We start from the raw sequence: 15,628 nt of genomic DNA, 5'->3' as shown, positions 1-15,628 counted from the left end.
CGTGTTAGAATTTTATAGCTTTTCCTTTTTCAAGATATGCAATTAATTGTTGATATGACATTTCGTTTCCGGAAATAAAGAATTTCATTAATGATAAATATTTCGGATTGTTTTTATATCCAATTCCATAAGAGATTACCTTGGTTTTTTTGCTGGCTAAAGACTCAAAGCAAATAATGTTATAGAGATCTTTTTCATCTTTTTTCATAAAATCTGGAAAGTTATTAGTGAGTTCTGCCTGCAAGGTGATTAACTTTTTTGGGATGTAGTTAACCACTTTTAAGTTTATGGTCGTGCTATCTCCAATCTTTCCATTCTTATTATAATTAGTTCTGATTGTCCCGTTAATTTTAAAATCAACTTCTGCTATTGCTACTGCCCAGCTTTCCCAACCGTTTTTGGTTGTATAGGCATTCCAGACAGAATCCAATGGTACATTAACCATAAACTCTTGTATGAGTATAAGCTCCTTTTTATTGGTCGAATCGACCGTAGAAGTAACTCTTTTTTCTGTTGGTATCTTTTGATCCTGTGAATAAAGAAATAAACCAGGAAAGATTAGTAAGATGATGAAAGTAATTTTTTTCATTTTCAAGTAAGTTTAACGCGAAGTACGAAAAACAAAATGTACTGTCATAGTAAAAAATTAACCTTCTCTATCTAAAGGAAAGAAATTGGGCTCATCTTTATTGAATTCTTGCTTTATGAACTCTTGTGGATTAAAACCTGAAAAGTGACTAAACTCTTTTATAAAATGAGATTGATCTGCGTATCCACACTGATAAGCAACCTGTGACCATGATATTTGCTCTTTTTGTCTAATTTGCTGTAATATTTCGTTAAATCTTGCGATTCGATGATAATATTTTGGAGTAACCCCAACGTATTTTTTGAATTGATCTATGAGATGTTTTTGGGTATAGGGATAACTTTCGGTTATTTTATTAAAATTAACAGCGGGTTCTTGTTGTAACTTTTCTACAATTGTGAGTAACTCTTTGGAAGGAATTTTAGAATCATCGTACCTACTTGTTAACCACTTTTCTGCTACGATGAATTTATCTTGAGATGTTTCCTGTTTTAAAAGTTTATCTCTTAGTAGTAAAAGCTCTTCACCAAAAACTTCTTCTGCAGAAAGGATTTTTTCGTTAAGGTCTTCAGATGGAAAATGAAAAAAGGGATAGGTTCCAAAAGGTTTAAACTGAATCACAAACATTTCGGATTTTGGATGAGCAGAAATTGAGATATAGTTTTTGTGTATCCCAGATATCCAAGCTTTCGTAAAGGTTTTGTTAGCTTTTAATGTAGTGTTGTCAAATGTATTTCTTGGGATATCATCTAATTCGAATATGATAAAAACGTGTCCCGTTGGCACAACTCGCTCTATAGAATGGTCTGGTATAAAATCTTTTAAATGGAATATCGATTCAATATAGTTGCTAATTGGATTGGTCAGTTGATGTGTTTCAAATATCATATATTATGGTATATTAATGAAGACCTGCCTCTTTCTTTTAACTAAAGATATACATTAGAAATTAATTGTTCTACGGTAGGATGGTCATTTCCTCCAGCGGGTTCAATAGTGATGTTTAATGATTCCGCATTGTCTATATATTTCATGACAATCATTTCCTGATCTGTAGAAATTACTCCCATATCAATCATTTCTCCATCTACATCTGCCCACATCTGATAGGTTTTATCTGGATGCAGTTTGGTAAGCTTTTTTGGATTAAGAATCACCTCTTTGTTTTGATGATTTACATAAGCTATAGCAGCAGAATTCGGGGATTTTTCATTTCCTTTTAATACTAACTGTACTACTTCTGGCTGATTGATAGCTTGATACCATTTTTCAGTTTCCTTATAATTATTTTCTACGTTTATGAGTCTATCTTGTAAATCATTGGTCTCTTTTTGTAATGTAATCATAGTACGCTCCGTATTTTGCCATTGATTATATAACCAACCGGAACTCAATAAAAACAAAGTAGCAAGACTGGCAGCGATCGCAAAATTATAAGAGATTCTTTTTCTTTTCTGTAATGGAATTACTTTTTCTTCGGTATTCGGGCTAGTATTTTCAATTTTATTTAAAATACTAGTTTTGATATGAATAGGAGGAGAGATGGCATTTTCTAATGCCATTTGTTCCATATCGTCTTCCATTTTACTGAAATACTCTCGTAATTCTCCATCTTCTTTAAGGATATTCTCTATTTCTTTAGATTCCTCTTCAGAAAGCTCACCTAATAAATATTGTTCTAGTATTCCTGTATCTTTTATCGTATTCCTATCCATCATCTCATCATTTCAATAATAATCCATACTACAAGAAGTTCCTCTTTATAAGATTCTCTTAATTTTTTAAGAGCTTGTTTTATATAAGACTTAAAGGTTCCCAAAGGAACATTCATTTCCTCATGTGCCTCTCTATGAGTGAGCCCATTAAAATATACAAGCTCTAAAGCTCTTTGATGATGAGGTTCTAACTTTTTTAAAGAACCATCTAATTCTAAGAAATCTTTTTCTGCTTCAGAAGTACTCCTATCTTTATATACACTTAAATCCTCATTTTGGATGAGGATATCTTTTTTTCTTAAAGAATTTAACGTAATGTTTCTTGCGATTCGGTAAGACCAGGTAAAAAACTTTCCTTTATCAGGATTATACGTATGTGATTTTTGCCAAATTTTCATAAATGTTTCTTGTAATAAATCCTGTGCTAAAGGCTCATCTTTACACATTCTTAAGATTACCCCATAAAGCGCTCCAGAGTAGAGATCATAGACCTTAGACAGGGCATAAGAATCTTGATTCTGTAACTTCTTTATAAGTTCTAAATCGTCTTTCATTTAGTTATTGGCTTCTTCAAATTTAAAAAAAATCTCATCCAATCTCATCCAAACCAAACAAACTTGTGTATATGAATATGAAAAGCGCGTTTAATAATGTTTAATAATTAAAAAATAAAATCATGAAAAAATTAATTTTTATTGCCTCGACTCTCTTCTTATTTGTATTCGCTCAATCCACATTTGCACAATCAAAAAAGGATATTGTCGATGTAGCCGTTTCTGTAGATGATTTTTCTACATTAGTTACCGCTCTTAAAGCAGCGGATCTGGTTGGGGCGCTAAAAGGAGACGGTCCTTTTACAGTATTTGCTCCTACCAATGATGCTTTTGCTAAGATCGATTCAAAAACCTTGAATTCTTTATTAGAGCCTGCTAACAAATCAAAGTTAGCGTCTATTCTTACATACCACGTGGTATCTGGAAAAATTGATGCAGCCGCTGTTGTGAGTGCATTAAAAAGTGGAGGAGGAAAGGCAGAGTTAACCACCCTAAACGGTGCTAAGCTAAAAGCTGTAAAAAAAGACGGAAAGATTTGGTTAAAAGATCAAAATGGAAATTATAGTCAAATCGTAAAAACTGATGTAATGGCTACAAATGGAGTGATCCATGTGATAGGAGATGTTGTAATGCCAAAGTAATAGCAATTACATAGTTTTGAAAAGCGTCGTATTTTTTACGGCGCTTTTTTCTTTACTATATTTCTTAAAACTCATTTTTCTTCCAAATAACAGCTGTTGATTGTTATTTACAAATCTTTATCCTCTACTTATAAACTGCATATTGAATCTCTACCAAATTCTGGTCACATTTGTATTATTAGTATCGAAAATATCTATTGTTTATACAATTCATTGGTTTAAGAAATTGTTGGATTGGTTTTTCTAATGCTAAATTTTATCTAATCTATTAATTATAATGACCTTAAGCACAAGAAACACTTACTATTTAGGATACAATTACATTTGCAATCAATAATAACACACTTATAATTGCAGATATTACATCTAAATAATAATATTTTTTACCTGTTCAGTATATTATTTTTTTCGCTAACAGAGATAATAACCGTTCTGGTATAAATAGTTATAAGAAGGAAATTAGTAAATAAAAAAAGATTAGATAGAATTACTAGTATATTATATTGAGTTTGGTAATTGGGGAAGCGTCAAACTTAGTTCTCATAAGTATATTAGTATGATAAGATAATTGGCGGCACAAAACGCCGCCAGCTATCTCAATGGTTGATTTGTTAGATTATTGGTTATTTAATTATAGGATTTATTTTTCCAAATCATCAACCAGATTTATCCAGGTATCTTTGAACTTTCTGAAATAAACAGAACCAAGGCCCCCAACTATAGTAGTAGCAAGCCCCACCAAGGTGTAAAAAATTGTGACTATATTTTTGTCTAATTTGAAGATGAACGGTATACGGGTGAGCACTTCCGCAAAAAATGCACAATACAGTCCAATAACACTCCAATACATGAAGCTAAGATGAAGTTTTAAATATCCTTTAGGTCGTTTAATAAGCATCGGTATAATTCCGCATAAAAGAGTAATACTGCTTATTACGGCAAACCAATGTAGAATTCCAAAACTACCATGTAATCGATACAACATAAAAGAAGTAGCAAGAACAATAAGCATTGCTATGGTATAAAGATAGCCCAATTGCCGATGAGTTTTTGTCCCTTTAGATTTTACCAAAACCATTGTTCCGGATATTAATGAAATAATAGAGGATGTAAAGTGTATAATTCCAATGGTACTTAAAAACATAACGCAATAATTTGATCAAAAGTTATTGCTTAAGCAGATATGAAAAGAAATAACCTGACCGAATTGTCGAATTTAGTATCTGAATTGCTTTATCTGCAATGCATAGCGTAGATTTAAAATATCAAGATAAAATGAAACAACAAGATCAGTTTTTAAGTGTGACATTGAAGTAAGCTCAACATAAAAACTGTTTTTTTAGATGAAAGTAGATTATACGTTGTTATCTGTTATAAGTTTTTTTATTAGTGAAATCTGCCCAAGATGGTAATAACTGTGTTCAATCACACCTTCGATATTGCGTAGGTAAGTACCATATTTTTCATCTACAAAAACAGCATTCAATTTTTGCTCGCTCATTTTTTCTACCTTAAATATAAACGCTTCGGCATTTTTTAGAAATTCATCGATAAGTTGTTTCCAATCATTTTCAGATGTAATCGGAGGCATATCAAAACTATATTTATCCCGAATTTCAAGTGTTCCTCCATTAAATACATTAAGAATTCCAGCTAGATAATAATTGATATGGTAGGTGAGTGCAGCTATCGTATTTAAGGAATCAATTTTTTGAGTAGCTTGTTTCCAAGTTACACTTTTTATCAATTCTTGATAGTTTGTGTTTGCAATCCAATGCCCGTTTAGTAAAACCTCTTTTAATCGATTGGCAATAAGTTCACTGTTTGTCATTAGGCAGTTTTGTTTAGTTTTAAAGTGTAGAAAATACAATAAATATAGATTTGTTTTCAATAAATTAACTCTAAAATATTGACATGGAATATACGACTGTTGTTTATACCGTCTCTTGCCTTATTTCGTATTTCTCAATAGGAATGAAAGGTGTACGCATCATTAATACTCCAATCCATAGAAACCAGATGATTTGACTAATTCCAAAAATTTCTGTAAAAATTTCTAATGGATAGATAGTTAGAATTGCTGCTATTCCAACGATGATACCAAGAAAATTAAGTAATCTTGAAAAGTGTTGTCCTTTTATTGCTGTTACACTTAATAACAGTACCCAAATTCCACCGACAATTTCGTTTCCTCCGCCAAGTCCTTCAGAAATAATACTAACACTGGACCAAATTAACATTGCGTTTTCTGGCTCTTTACTTCCCATATCGACTACAGTCCCAAGGCCTACGTTGGCTATCATTCCGCTAGCGATCACCAGTCCAACCCAAATTATTCCAAAAACAAAAGCTAATTTTGAGAGATTTGGTGAATTGTGTTTTAATCGTTGATGAATCGCCAGAACTAATACAGCCAATAAAACTCCGAAAAGCACATAACTAATCAGGTTAATGATAGATAAAGTAATATAGTTGTCAGATAGAAAATTTAGTTCTTCTGTCACACCGGAATTTGCCTCTGGATATACTAATATGGCACCATATACTACGAAAGCTGTAATATATATTAACGACTCAAAAATAGCGCATAACCCTCCAATGTTTTGTAGTTTTTTTGACTCCATATTTTTAAAACCTTTTCAATCAAGACGATTCAGTAGTACAATTGTTACCACGTTCTAGATTTTACTAGCAGATTATTAGAACCGTGTTTTGTGTTCAAGGTTATTATGACTTGACCTTATCACTCATAATTATTCGATGTACTAAAAAGCGCAAGTTACTATATTACTAATCAAATAATTCAGGTATAAAGTCCATATATCCTTAGATTGTATATTAGTGAAGTAAACCCGCTATTTTTACTTCCCATCTAAAAAATAATAACAAGCTGGTATCAAATAAAAAATAACTTTAGTGATTCCTAATCTTTATAATTTGGATTGATTCAAACTCATCAAAAGTTATGTTAAGTATCGTTATTTACTCAGTTATTTTATTTTTTATTCTTGGATTTATTTTAGTCAAATCTTCGACAAAATGATACTTGTCTTTAGGTGAAACTATAACCTTATTGAATTGTCCATATTTTATTTCAATTCGGTCAAATGATGGCGCTGGTGAAGATATTATACTTTTAGTTTTTGATATTTCTTTAATTTCATCAATATCAATAGGTTTAAAGGAAAATAGTCCGCATTTTATTTTGAGTTTATTATGGTCAATTGTGTATTGTGTTTTTAAAAAAAGATGTGCAATAAAAGCAAAAACTACTGAAAGGACTCCTATGAATCCAATGGATTTTGCATTTAGTTCCCCATTGATTAAATCAGGGATCAATGGACCATAAAATACTAAGAAGATAAAAGTCAGTAATCCGTAAGAAACTTTCGATGGATATTTTTTGGTCATATAATTTTTTATTTATCGATTTGCTAGCCACTGTTTATTTGATAAAAATATCTCAAATGTCAGATAAATCCTTAGCATTGGCATTAACTGTTCTGAAATTGTAGTATAGGTTAGTAGAAATTTTATTTTTAGACTACTAAAATTTATCAGTAATACTAAGATAGATTTAATTCTAAGAGCCTCATTATTTTTTAATATGTGTCGTAGCAAGGCAAATTAACACCTAGCTTTTCGATTTTTCTGAACATTGGTTGCTAACTTTTACCTTTTGCAAGTATTAAACCTCACCAAAAATAAAATAACCTTTCAACTGATCCTTTAGTTGCTATCACCATTTTGACTGAATAAAAAATATGTACCACAGGCAAAAAAGAGTAATATCCTCTAAAATGTAAAAAGAATAACATTTTTTTATTTATCATTAATCCTCCAGTTATACTTTTATAATATTCATTGACGTTTTATAACCGTTTGGCTATAGTTTCGTTGCGAAATCTTGCGCTATGATATTTCGAGAATACCAAGCCTTCATTGCAAGATAAAAATTTCTGAGTAGTAAATTCCGTCATAATGGTTTGTAACTCGTGTTATCTGCTGACACTTTTATTCACTTAAAATCTCACTTACATATTCGACCCATTTATATTCAGGGATGTCTTTGTCTAAATAATAATCGGGTTGAATACCTTTTCCGTCTATAGTAAAGTCGGGTATTCGCATACTCCTTGACAGCGAATAACCTAATTCAAACTCTTTGCAGGGTGAATCAATGAAAAACATATTGGAAATGTCCAACACACCATGAGTGGTTTTACCAAATAATTTCACTTTTTTGCTTTGTTTTGCTGCGAGTAAAAACTGTTCATCTGTACTTCCGTTTTGTTCATTAATTATAATTCCGACATTTTTAGGATATGGATGAATCGTGTCATATTGGCTCAGATTAGCAACATCTTTATTCAGATTCACAAATTGACCCAATTTTTTTTCTAGTTCTTCATAAGATTTCTTTGCCCATTTTTTATTTTCTTCACTAAATCCATATTCATCCTTGTTGATGAAGTCTAACATTCTTTGATTGTTTAGTTTGGTGGATAAATATTCAACACCAACATTACGTATTGGGTTGGTGTAAAGAAAAGGAAGAATCTCACTATAGCTTGCATCACTTCCGCCTGTTCCGTTTCTGATATCAATAATTAAGTTTTCTGTTTGGAGGATTTTCTCACGGTTGGCGTACAGAAGGCTATCAATTGCTGGCTTGAACGCGGGCTGAAATGAAGGGATCCTTAGATATAATGTTGAACGATTTAACACATCTAAATATGGACCTTTTGCATCTAACAACTTAATAAAGTTCTTGAGTTCCTGTTCTTCCTCCAATTCTGGATATAGTCGGGTTAACTGAAAACGCCCACCTAATTGCAGATGACTTTTTCCGATGAGTTTTACACCTTCGGTTTCAACAGCAGAATGATCGTACATGTAAAAGGTCGATTTTGATTTTTCACCTGTAGTAAATCTAAGTTTAACCTGTCCTTTTTTCCAAGTCTCCGCTCCTGATGCAATAATGAAGCCAACATACTCGTCATTCTGTTTTTTGACACCTATTTTATATGATGAAGTTTCCCATATACCCTCATAGTCTTGCTCCTTTTTATTTGCTAAGTATGTTTTAAATTTTTCTGTACCTATTGAAAGTGTTTCCCAATCTATAAATTGATTAGAATTTATAGATGCTGTATTGTTCTGTTGGGATTGTTGGATGAGCCTTATTGCGATATGCCCTGAGCGGAAGAAACTAAGCCATTCATACAAAACAGGTGTGCAATCTGTAAGTTTTTTGGCAGATTTTATTTTTTCCAAAATCCTATTGTTATGGTCGGCATAGGCTTGTTTACCTTTTGTTTTTAAGGCATAGTCAAAACCAGCGTCATTTTCCTCAAATGTTTTCTTAACCCACTCAAAATTGTTAATACAGTTGCAATTCTGGGCAAAGGTCAAAGTTATAGTTAAAAATGTTAAGATTAGGGTAAGTCTAATTTTGTTCATTTTTTCTTCAGTTTATAATAAAGACCTTGTTTTTTTAATTTGGTTACAGTTGTTGTTTTTTCCTTGCAGTTAACGTCTTTGCTATAGCGATAATGAGAATTAAAAAGAAACGGTCATTTTGATTAAGCGCTTAGCTACGACTTTTTATTTTGTTTTATCTTTTTTCTTAAAGCACTCCAAAGGACAACAACTACCAAAATATAAAATAAAAAGCAGTGGTAAATCAAAAGATTTGGCTGACTTTGTTTAGAATACTAAACTTTAGGTTAAGTACTAAAACACTTATTAATTATAGAATTACTAGGTGTAGGTTGTGTTTCAAAAAAACTTTTTTATTTCACTAATTATTTCATCCGATTGCTCGACTAATTTTTGTTTAATCTTTTCGGACAACAAAGGTAGGTTGTCAAAGTCAGGTTTATTTTCGATTACGGCGTCTAAAATCGAATATTTCGGCATTTTTTTTCTGTCTTTGTTCCATTTAGATTCTTTTAATAAATCCCAATATTTTTTTTGAATACTTATCGTATTTCCTAAAAGCCAAATTTCAAATCTCATTTGAGAATGATTTAATACTAATCCTAATTTTAGCTTTTTCCTTTTCAAAAAGTTATTGGAATAATAGAAATAAGTGTAGTCCATATATCCATGAAGAATACCTGTAAATGAATATTGTTCAGAAAGGCTTTTGATAAAGTCCACTCTTAGCTTCATAACAAACTTCACTAATTGATTATGAGCAATTAATATGTCACCTTTATCAAGTTGCTCTTTATAAATCGCTACATAATGATTCAAGTTTTTCATATGGTTTATTCTACTTACAGCTAATGTTTTGGCTAAACTGTTTATTTAATACAGTTTAGGTTTTGTTAACATCAGTTTCTACTTTTTTTCTTCGCGCAAAATTTTCTCCATTTTACGACCTTTTGCCAATTCATCAATCAGCTTTTCCATACGTCTGCATTGTTTATACAATTCAAACTCATCCTCTATTTCTTCAATTCGATAACCACAAACGACTCCTTTAATCAAGTGTGCGTTTGGATGTATTTTAGCTTTTTGAAAAAATGTTTTAAAGGTTGCTTTTTCATCAATAAGCGCTTGTAAAGCATCTTGATCAAAACCAGTGAACCATTTAATCACTTGATTGAGTTCTTCTTTTGTTCTTCCATTTTTCTCCAGTCTATTCAGGTAAAGAGGATAAATGGATGCAAATATCATGTTGGCAACCTTTTCATTTTTTTCTGCTGTAACTTTCATTTTTATTTGATTTTTATTTGATTGGTGCTAATGTGATTGTATAAGATTAGTTGCGTGATTTAAGCACCTAATTTAGCAAATACAAACGGAATAGAGAATCCGTTAGTATTTTTGTAAGTAGACTTGTACTAGCAATTAATTTTATACGGGGTTGTACCTCGGTTTTATTTATATTCTTTTTCAAAATAGTTCCAGACTTCATCCGTAAGCTTTTCTCCTTTTTCAGAATTTGTGAAAAGGACAAAACCCCAATCTTTTTCTATGTCCAAAAGATAGCCACAAGTGAATCCAGCATTATTCCCACTATGAAAATAAGTATTACTATAATTTTTATCAGCTGTTAAAAATCCTAAAGCGTAGTAAACGCTTATTCCTGTGGAAGAAGTAGAGATTTTTGAATGATGTTTTAATAATTCTTCATAACTATTTTCGGATAAGACTTTTTTGTTCATTACCCCAATCATCCATTTCGAGAAATCTATTGGTTCTGAATGAATTGATGAAGGCGCAACAAATTTACCTTTGTCTTTTTCATACCAATAGTTATTTTTCCAATCAATCCATTCTTTTTGATTGTTATATGGTTCTGCTTTTTTATTATAAATATCCGTGGTTGGTATAAATGTAGTATTTTCCATTTTGAGAGGTTTGGCAATTTTCTCTTGAAATAGTCTTTCTAATCCATTCCAATCTGTTTTTTCTATGTGTTTTAAAACCATAGCAAGATATTGATAACCCTCTCCCGAATATTCATAACTTGTCCCTGGTTCAAACTTTATTTTTAATTTTTTGTCTTCTTCGTTTTCTCGCCAATTTGGGAAACCTGTTCTATGGCTCAAAACCATCCTTGCTGTTATTTTTTTATATCTATCATCATAAGCTATATCATTATAAGGAAGATATTTGTACAGTGGTTTATCTAAATCCAATTTACCCTCTTCAACAAACTTCATAACAAAAAAGGCAAATACTGATTTTGAGATAGACGCTCCCTCAAAAATAGTTTTGCCAGTTACAGGACGCTTGTCCTCAAGATTTGCAAATCCGAATGTTTGATGATAGACTACTTCGCCATTATTGATAATAGCAATTGAAAGCCCCGGAATATTCAGAGAGTCCATTCGAGATTTTAGAAAGTCGTTTATTGAATCGGTCGAAACTTCATATCCGACGAGATTTGTTATTTTTTTTTGAGAATAACAAACTGTAAATGTGATTGATAAAAGAAATGGTAACAATAATTTCAGAGACTTTACTTTCATTAGTTCGGTGTTCTTAAATGTTAGGTAACGGTTAAGATATGAATCGGAGCAAGGCAAGCATACCTGAACCAATCGATTATTCTGCGCTTATTTTTATTTCTTGTTTAATTTATAAAAATCTAGCGGCACTATAAAAAGGAAATTACTTTTTGATCTTGCACTGAACTTTCCTCTGATTTCTTGTATAATGTTATTAGTGCTTTTTTATTTTAGTTCAAGAGTTTTGTCAATTATCCATTTTATTGAATAATATACCATATCTAAAATAGTTTTAAGTTTAAAATTGATCGATCCAATATTGACGATTGCAATGTAAACACTTGAAATTAGAAATTTCATCAAACAATAATGGTTCACCATGTTCGATGAAATCTCTATGATAAGGAATATGATCCTTACTCCGATCTCCTTTATCCCAGTAAGTTCCTTCTTTTTGAATATCTATTAGCTCCTCATAGTTTTTGGGACTTCCTTGAAATTCACAAAGGTCTTCACAACAAACAGCCCAATCGGGTCTTTGAATTAACCATGGAATTTTTGGTGTTTTCCTCAATTTATTAAGTAACTCTAACGCCTTCCCTTCCCAAATTGGTTTTTTATCATAACGTAATAAAAAACCTCTTTTTTTCTCTCCTTCGTTCCAATCGATATGCTTATTAATTTCAATAATCTTATGATCAGCTCCAAATGAGTCCATCAAATCAAATTCGCAAGACCATTCTAATGAAGAGTGTTCTATACAGTCTTTACAGGCAGAACTAATTTCAATTTCTTCGTTAGTTTCTGGATTTACCCAGAATGCGTGATAATTATACCCTAAACGCTCTGAACAAATGTCACAAGAGTATTCACTTAAAACCAATGCCTCATCGGCTATATATTTAAAAATTTTTCCCAAATTATTTTTATTATGTTTAATTAATCAAAATTAAATAGTTTTTAGTAATAACACATAATCTTTTATTGTGATGATATTTCGTTTCTGAAAATGATTTAACGGGTTATTTGTAATAAGTTCTATTAGAACTATATTAATTAGTTAAATAATGGTCTTGTATATGAAACGTAGTGCAGAAAATAAGTAATTACGTTTCGGTTAAGCACAAGCCGAATTTTTAGTTTTTTCTAATTATCTTTCTTTTCTCAATTGACCAAATTTAAAAATTTGGCGACCTCGAAAAAATGTCCGAACCTTCGGTTTAGCAATGGATCGCACTATGTTTTATAGCACGGTGTTGTCTATAGTACTTTTACGGGTGTCTCGTGTTAACTTTGTAGAAATAGTTAGAAATTGTAATAAAGACACTTTATTTAAACTACCTTATAACAAAGTACTAAATCTCATAAATAGATCGGTTAATTATAAATTAGAATGGAAACATTAAATCAAATTTTAGAATCTGAAATCTTTACTTTTCGGACTTATACACTAAAAGTTTCTCAATTGGTTAGTATTTTAGTAATCATTGGTGTAACTAAATTCATACTTTGGGTACTTAAAAAGGCATTTTTTCGTAAAAATAAATCTAGCAAAATAGATACTGGAAGCACCTATGCCTTATTAAAAATTATTAAATATGTCGTATGGATTATTGCAACTGCATTAGTCTTAGAATCCATTGGTATTAAAGTTACTTTATTAATAGCAGGTTCGGCCGCATTATTAGTGGGGATTGGTTTAGGATTGCAGCAAACATTTAACGATGTAATATCTGGTATTATATTACTTTCAGAACGATCTATAGAAGTGGGAGATGTTTTAGAAATTGATAATGATGTAGTTATAATTGAAAGTATAGGTTTAAGAACTTCCAAAGCAATGAATAGGGATGATATTTCTATTATCATTCCAAATTCTTTGATTACCACCAGTAAAGTAATTAATTGGAGTCATCAATCACATCAAACCCGTTTTAAAATTAATGTTGGTGTAGCTTATGGAAGTGATGTTGATTTTGTGATTAAAAGTTTAGAAGAAAGTGCCTTTGAGCATCCCGAAATTCACAATAAGAAATTGATCGAAGCTCGTTTATTAAATTTTGGAAGCTCATCATTAGATTTTCAACTTTTATTTTTCAGTGCCAACATTTTTAGAATTGGAAAAATGAAAAGTGACATTCGAAGATTAATCAATAAGAATTTTACTAAGAATAATATAGTGATTGCATTTCCTCAAATGGATCTGCACCTTAAGTCCAATATTAGCAAATAAAATAAGCACTAATAAATTAATGATTTTTGGAACTAATATTTTTGTCTTTCTAGATTATTTTTTCATTGAATAATGTTTCTTTGGTATGTGTCCTAACATCTAATTTATGTGTTTTAACGGATCAAAATGTTACCTTGCTTTTCGATATTTCTGCGCATTGGTTGCTAACTTTTCCATTTTGCAAGCATTGCGCTATTGCAAAATACACAGACTTTTCGATTCATCACTTAACTGCTATGAACACATATATAGTGTTGGTAAATCGTTTTATAGTCAGTGTTCTTTTATTCCAAGTCTAAATACACTCTAATTAATCTATCGGAAATACTTCAAAATCTGTAAATTCCTTCCACTTATTAGTCCATTCGTCAAAGAGTTCAGGTTTATTAGTTTCCATGAGTTGAAAGCAAATACTTTGTTCTTTGTTGATCCAAGAATTTAAATAATAAAGCCCTTCAGGTAACATTCTACCTTTCTTGTTCCAAAGTTCGTTATTCTTCTCAAGACAATTTGGTTTGAATTTTTCAACAACCATATATTTTTTCATAACCTATTTTAATGTTGTACAACGTTTAATATATGTGTCGTAGCAGGGCAAAATGTTACCTTGCTTTTCGATTTTTCTGCGCATTGATTGCTAACTTTTCCATTCTGCAAGCATTGCGCCTTCATAAATATACAAGAACTAATCGATTCATCACATAACTGCTATGATCACATATATAGTGTTGTGCCTCGTTTTGGATTTTCCGTTCTCAAATTAAATACTTTTAATTTCTAGAATTTGACTAGTCAGTTTTATAATTTTCCATTTTTGTTCAGTTATTGCTCTTCCACATTTGTCAAGTTTAATTGTGAATACTGATTTCGTATTAAGTTTCCAATATCCATTACAATCTTTATACATGGGAGTATATGGTTGAGTTAAACACCAATTGATATCTTTGCGTTGTATTATAACACCATCTTTCTTAAATTCTATTCCTCTTGTATCCTTTTTGAAACTTTTGGATTTAACATATTTTGTTATACCATTTTGATAGCCCGAATTGACCCAGATACCAATCAGTAAAGTATTTTCATTATCAAATGATTCATAAGAATTTAAGTTAAAAGAGAAAAGCAATATGAAGAATATATATAGTATTTTTTTCATTTATGTAAATTATAATGAGGCACAACGTTTAATATATGTGTCGTAGCAGGGCAAAATGTTACCCTGATTTTCGATATTTCTGCGCATTGGTTGCTAACTTTTATCTTTTGCAAGCATTGCGCCATTGCAAATAGACAAGAACCATTCGATTTATCACTTAACTGCTATGATCACATATATGATGTTGTGATTAGTTTTTAATTCAGTTCAATTTTTATTTTATTTTCCAGTTGAGTAAGCTTATATTCCAATTCATTCTCAGGAATATCCAAAAATTTACTCCATTCATTCTCAAATTTGTCAAAGAATATTTCGCTTTGATTTTTGAGGGTATCAAGAGGAACATCTTTAATATCTTTTCTTTTTAGGATGTCCATTTTTGACTCGAGTTTTCTTCGATAAATTTCGCATAAATCAAATCTTGCATTTGCAATTCGAAGAGCTATGAAGTTCGTAGTATCTGAAACGAAAGATTTTGAAGGCACAAAAACTGTTGTAGATCTATATTCTATTTTAGAATTCCGAATATGATACCTCGCTGCTATACCAACGTCAGTTGATATATTATCAATTAGTTTTTGTCCAGGATCATAAATGAAATCTTCCCAATCTAATCCAATATCTGATTTCCAAACTATTTTATCTTTAAGTGTCAAGTATTCTTGAAAATCATAGTAAGCATATTGTAACCTTTGCCAGAATAGGAGTGTTGTAATTCCAATAAGAACTATTCCTCCAATAATAATTAACTTCTTATTCATACACAATTAATC

The 15,628-nt window shown here is 31.0% G+C and carries 18 protein-coding genes; 2 read left to right on the top strand and 16 right to left on the bottom strand.

Annotated features, from left to right (window positions below):
* Positions 1 to 4: 4 nt before the first annotated feature.
* From ACFSR1_RS00825 to ACFSR1_RS00810, 4 genes are read right to left on the bottom strand one after another with little or no spacing between them, the layout of a single operon-like run.
* Complete coding sequence (locus ACFSR1_RS00825; protein ID WP_378288688.1) at positions 5 to 589, bottom strand: SRPBCC domain-containing protein; 585 nt, start codon at positions 587 to 589, stop codon at positions 5 to 7.
* A 57-nt stretch (positions 590 to 646) separates the two neighbouring features.
* Complete coding sequence (locus ACFSR1_RS00820) at positions 647 to 1,477, bottom strand: helix-turn-helix domain-containing protein (RefSeq protein WP_378288686.1); 831 nt, start codon at positions 1,475 to 1,477, stop codon at positions 647 to 649.
* 41 nt (positions 1,478 to 1,518) lie between these two features.
* Complete coding sequence (locus tag ACFSR1_RS00815) at positions 1,519 to 2,304, bottom strand: anti-sigma factor (protein WP_378288684.1); 786 nt, start codon at positions 2,302 to 2,304, stop codon at positions 1,519 to 1,521.
* Positions 2,304 to 2,858, bottom strand: a complete 555-nt coding sequence (locus ACFSR1_RS00810; protein WP_378288682.1) for an RNA polymerase sigma factor — start codon at positions 2,856 to 2,858, stop codon at positions 2,304 to 2,306. The genes ACFSR1_RS00815 and ACFSR1_RS00810 overlap by 1 nt, the downstream gene beginning before the upstream one ends.
* 122 nt (positions 2,859 to 2,980) lie before the next feature.
* Between ACFSR1_RS00810 and ACFSR1_RS00805 the strand changes: the two genes are divergently transcribed.
* Entirely contained in the window at positions 2,981 to 3,499 is a 519-nt protein-coding gene (locus tag ACFSR1_RS00805) for a fasciclin domain-containing protein (RefSeq protein WP_378288680.1), read from the top strand.
* Between the two features lie 640 nt (positions 3,500 to 4,139).
* On the opposite strand, the gene ACFSR1_RS00800 is transcribed toward ACFSR1_RS00805, so the two are convergent.
* From ACFSR1_RS00800 to ACFSR1_RS00760, 9 genes are all read right to left on the bottom strand, one after another.
* On the bottom strand, positions 4,140 to 4,643 hold the full coding sequence (locus ACFSR1_RS00800; protein ID WP_378288678.1) for a DUF2306 domain-containing protein: 504 nt from the start codon (positions 4,641 to 4,643) through the stop codon (positions 4,140 to 4,142).
* Between the two features lie 210 nt (positions 4,644 to 4,853).
* On the bottom strand, positions 4,854 to 5,330 hold the full coding sequence (locus ACFSR1_RS00795; protein WP_378288676.1) for a DinB family protein: 477 nt from the start codon (positions 5,328 to 5,330) through the stop codon (positions 4,854 to 4,856).
* Positions 5,331 to 5,433: 103 nt separating this feature from the next.
* Positions 5,434 to 6,123, bottom strand: a complete 690-nt coding sequence (locus ACFSR1_RS00790; protein ID WP_378288674.1) for a hypothetical protein — start codon at positions 6,121 to 6,123, stop codon at positions 5,434 to 5,436.
* A 358-nt stretch (positions 6,124 to 6,481) separates the two neighbouring features.
* Complete coding sequence (locus ACFSR1_RS00785; protein WP_378288672.1) at positions 6,482 to 6,910, bottom strand: PH domain-containing protein; 429 nt, start codon at positions 6,908 to 6,910, stop codon at positions 6,482 to 6,484.
* Between the two features lie 603 nt (positions 6,911 to 7,513).
* Positions 7,514 to 8,962 (bottom strand): S41 family peptidase, encoded by a 1,449-nt coding sequence (locus tag ACFSR1_RS00780; RefSeq protein ID WP_378288670.1) that lies wholly within the window; start codon positions 8,960 to 8,962, stop codon positions 7,514 to 7,516.
* Positions 8,963 to 9,280: 318 nt separating this feature from the next.
* Positions 9,281 to 9,769 carry a DUF7000 family protein gene (locus tag ACFSR1_RS00775; RefSeq protein WP_378288668.1) on the bottom strand — a complete coding sequence of 163 codons (489 nt, stop codon included), beginning with the start codon at positions 9,767 to 9,769 and terminating at the stop codon, positions 9,281 to 9,283.
* 78 nt (positions 9,770 to 9,847) lie between these two features.
* The gene (locus ACFSR1_RS00770; protein WP_378288666.1) at positions 9,848 to 10,225 is read right to left on the bottom strand and encodes a DUF2200 domain-containing protein; all 378 of its coding nucleotides are present in this window, start codon (positions 10,223 to 10,225) and stop codon (positions 9,848 to 9,850) included.
* Positions 10,226 to 10,389: 164 nt separating this feature from the next.
* Entirely contained in the window at positions 10,390 to 11,487 is a 1,098-nt protein-coding gene (locus tag ACFSR1_RS00765; protein ID WP_378288664.1) for a serine hydrolase domain-containing protein, read from the bottom strand.
* Positions 11,488 to 11,764: 277 nt separating this feature from the next.
* On the bottom strand, positions 11,765 to 12,385 hold the full coding sequence (locus ACFSR1_RS00760; protein WP_378288662.1) for a CbrC family protein: 621 nt from the start codon (positions 12,383 to 12,385) through the stop codon (positions 11,765 to 11,767).
* 474 nt (positions 12,386 to 12,859) lie between these two features.
* On the opposite strand from ACFSR1_RS00760, the gene ACFSR1_RS00755 reads away from it, so the two are divergent.
* A complete protein-coding gene (locus ACFSR1_RS00755; RefSeq protein WP_378288660.1) occupies positions 12,860 to 13,699 on the top strand; it encodes a mechanosensitive ion channel family protein in 840 nt (279 codons plus the stop codon).
* Positions 13,700 to 14,009: 310 nt separating this feature from the next.
* Here the strand turns inward: ACFSR1_RS00755 and ACFSR1_RS00750 are convergent, their stop codons facing one another.
* The 3 genes from ACFSR1_RS00750 to ACFSR1_RS00740 all read right to left on the bottom strand — a co-directional run bounded on the left by ACFSR1_RS00750 (position 14,010) and on the right by ACFSR1_RS00740 (position 15,616).
* A complete protein-coding gene (locus ACFSR1_RS00750) occupies positions 14,010 to 14,246 on the bottom strand; it encodes a DUF3303 domain-containing protein (RefSeq protein WP_378288658.1) in 237 nt (78 codons plus the stop codon).
* Between the two features lie 213 nt (positions 14,247 to 14,459).
* On the bottom strand, positions 14,460 to 14,855 hold the full coding sequence (locus ACFSR1_RS00745) for a hypothetical protein (RefSeq protein ID WP_378288656.1): 396 nt from the start codon (positions 14,853 to 14,855) through the stop codon (positions 14,460 to 14,462).
* Between the two features lie 197 nt (positions 14,856 to 15,052).
* Entirely contained in the window at positions 15,053 to 15,616 is a 564-nt protein-coding gene (locus ACFSR1_RS00740) for a hypothetical protein (RefSeq protein ID WP_378288654.1), read from the bottom strand.
* Positions 15,617 to 15,628 lie beyond the last annotated feature (12 nt).

This window comes from Aquimarina rubra (assembly GCF_042684305.1).
GTDB classification, from domain to species: domain Bacteria; phylum Bacteroidota; class Bacteroidia; order Flavobacteriales; family Flavobacteriaceae; genus Aquimarina; species Aquimarina rubra.
The sequence above is the reverse complement of the archived record's forward strand: the minus strand, read 5'-3'. Positions and strand labels throughout refer to the sequence as shown.

What these genes read in the sequence shown, in the direction of transcription:
- ACFSR1_RS00825 (WP_378288688.1), bottom strand. Translation starts at nt 589, where the DNA reads ATGAAAAAAATTACTTTCATCATCTTACTAATCTTTCCTGGTTTATTT.
- ACFSR1_RS00820 (WP_378288686.1), bottom strand. Translation starts at nt 1,477, where the DNA reads ATGATATTTGAAACACATCAACTGACCAATCCAATTAGCAACTATATT.
- ACFSR1_RS00815 (WP_378288684.1), bottom strand. Translation starts at nt 2,304, where the DNA reads ATGGATAGGAATACGATAAAAGATACAGGAATACTAGAACAATATTTA.
- ACFSR1_RS00810 (WP_378288682.1), bottom strand. Translation starts at nt 2,858, where the DNA reads ATGAAAGACGATTTAGAACTTATAAAGAAGTTACAGAATCAAGATTCT.
- ACFSR1_RS00805 (WP_378288680.1), top strand. Translation starts at nt 2,981, where the DNA reads ATGAAAAAATTAATTTTTATTGCCTCGACTCTCTTCTTATTTGTATTC.
- ACFSR1_RS00800 (WP_378288678.1), bottom strand. Translation starts at nt 4,643, where the DNA reads ATGTTTTTAAGTACCATTGGAATTATACACTTTACATCCTCTATTATT.
- ACFSR1_RS00795 (WP_378288676.1), bottom strand. Translation starts at nt 5,330, where the DNA reads ATGACAAACAGTGAACTTATTGCCAATCGATTAAAAGAGGTTTTACTA.
- ACFSR1_RS00790 (WP_378288674.1), bottom strand. Translation starts at nt 6,123, where the DNA reads ATGGAGTCAAAAAAACTACAAAACATTGGAGGGTTATGCGCTATTTTT.
- ACFSR1_RS00785 (WP_378288672.1), bottom strand. Translation starts at nt 6,910, where the DNA reads ATGACCAAAAAATATCCATCGAAAGTTTCTTACGGATTACTGACTTTT.
- ACFSR1_RS00780 (WP_378288670.1), bottom strand. Translation starts at nt 8,962, where the DNA reads ATGAACAAAATTAGACTTACCCTAATCTTAACATTTTTAACTATAACT.
- ACFSR1_RS00775 (WP_378288668.1), bottom strand. Translation starts at nt 9,769, where the DNA reads ATGAAAAACTTGAATCATTATGTAGCGATTTATAAAGAGCAACTTGAT.
- ACFSR1_RS00770 (WP_378288666.1), bottom strand. Translation starts at nt 10,225, where the DNA reads ATGAAAGTTACAGCAGAAAAAAATGAAAAGGTTGCCAACATGATATTT.
- ACFSR1_RS00765 (WP_378288664.1), bottom strand. Translation starts at nt 11,487, where the DNA reads ATGAAAGTAAAGTCTCTGAAATTATTGTTACCATTTCTTTTATCAATC.
- ACFSR1_RS00755 (WP_378288660.1), top strand. Translation starts at nt 12,860, where the DNA reads ATGGAAACATTAAATCAAATTTTAGAATCTGAAATCTTTACTTTTCGG.
- ACFSR1_RS00750 (WP_378288658.1), bottom strand. Translation starts at nt 14,246, where the DNA reads ATGAAAAAATATATGGTTGTTGAAAAATTCAAACCAAATTGTCTTGAG.
- ACFSR1_RS00745 (WP_378288656.1), bottom strand. Translation starts at nt 14,855, where the DNA reads ATGAAAAAAATACTATATATATTCTTCATATTGCTTTTCTCTTTTAAC.
- ACFSR1_RS00740 (WP_378288654.1), bottom strand. Translation starts at nt 15,616, where the DNA reads ATGAATAAGAAGTTAATTATTATTGGAGGAATAGTTCTTATTGGAATT.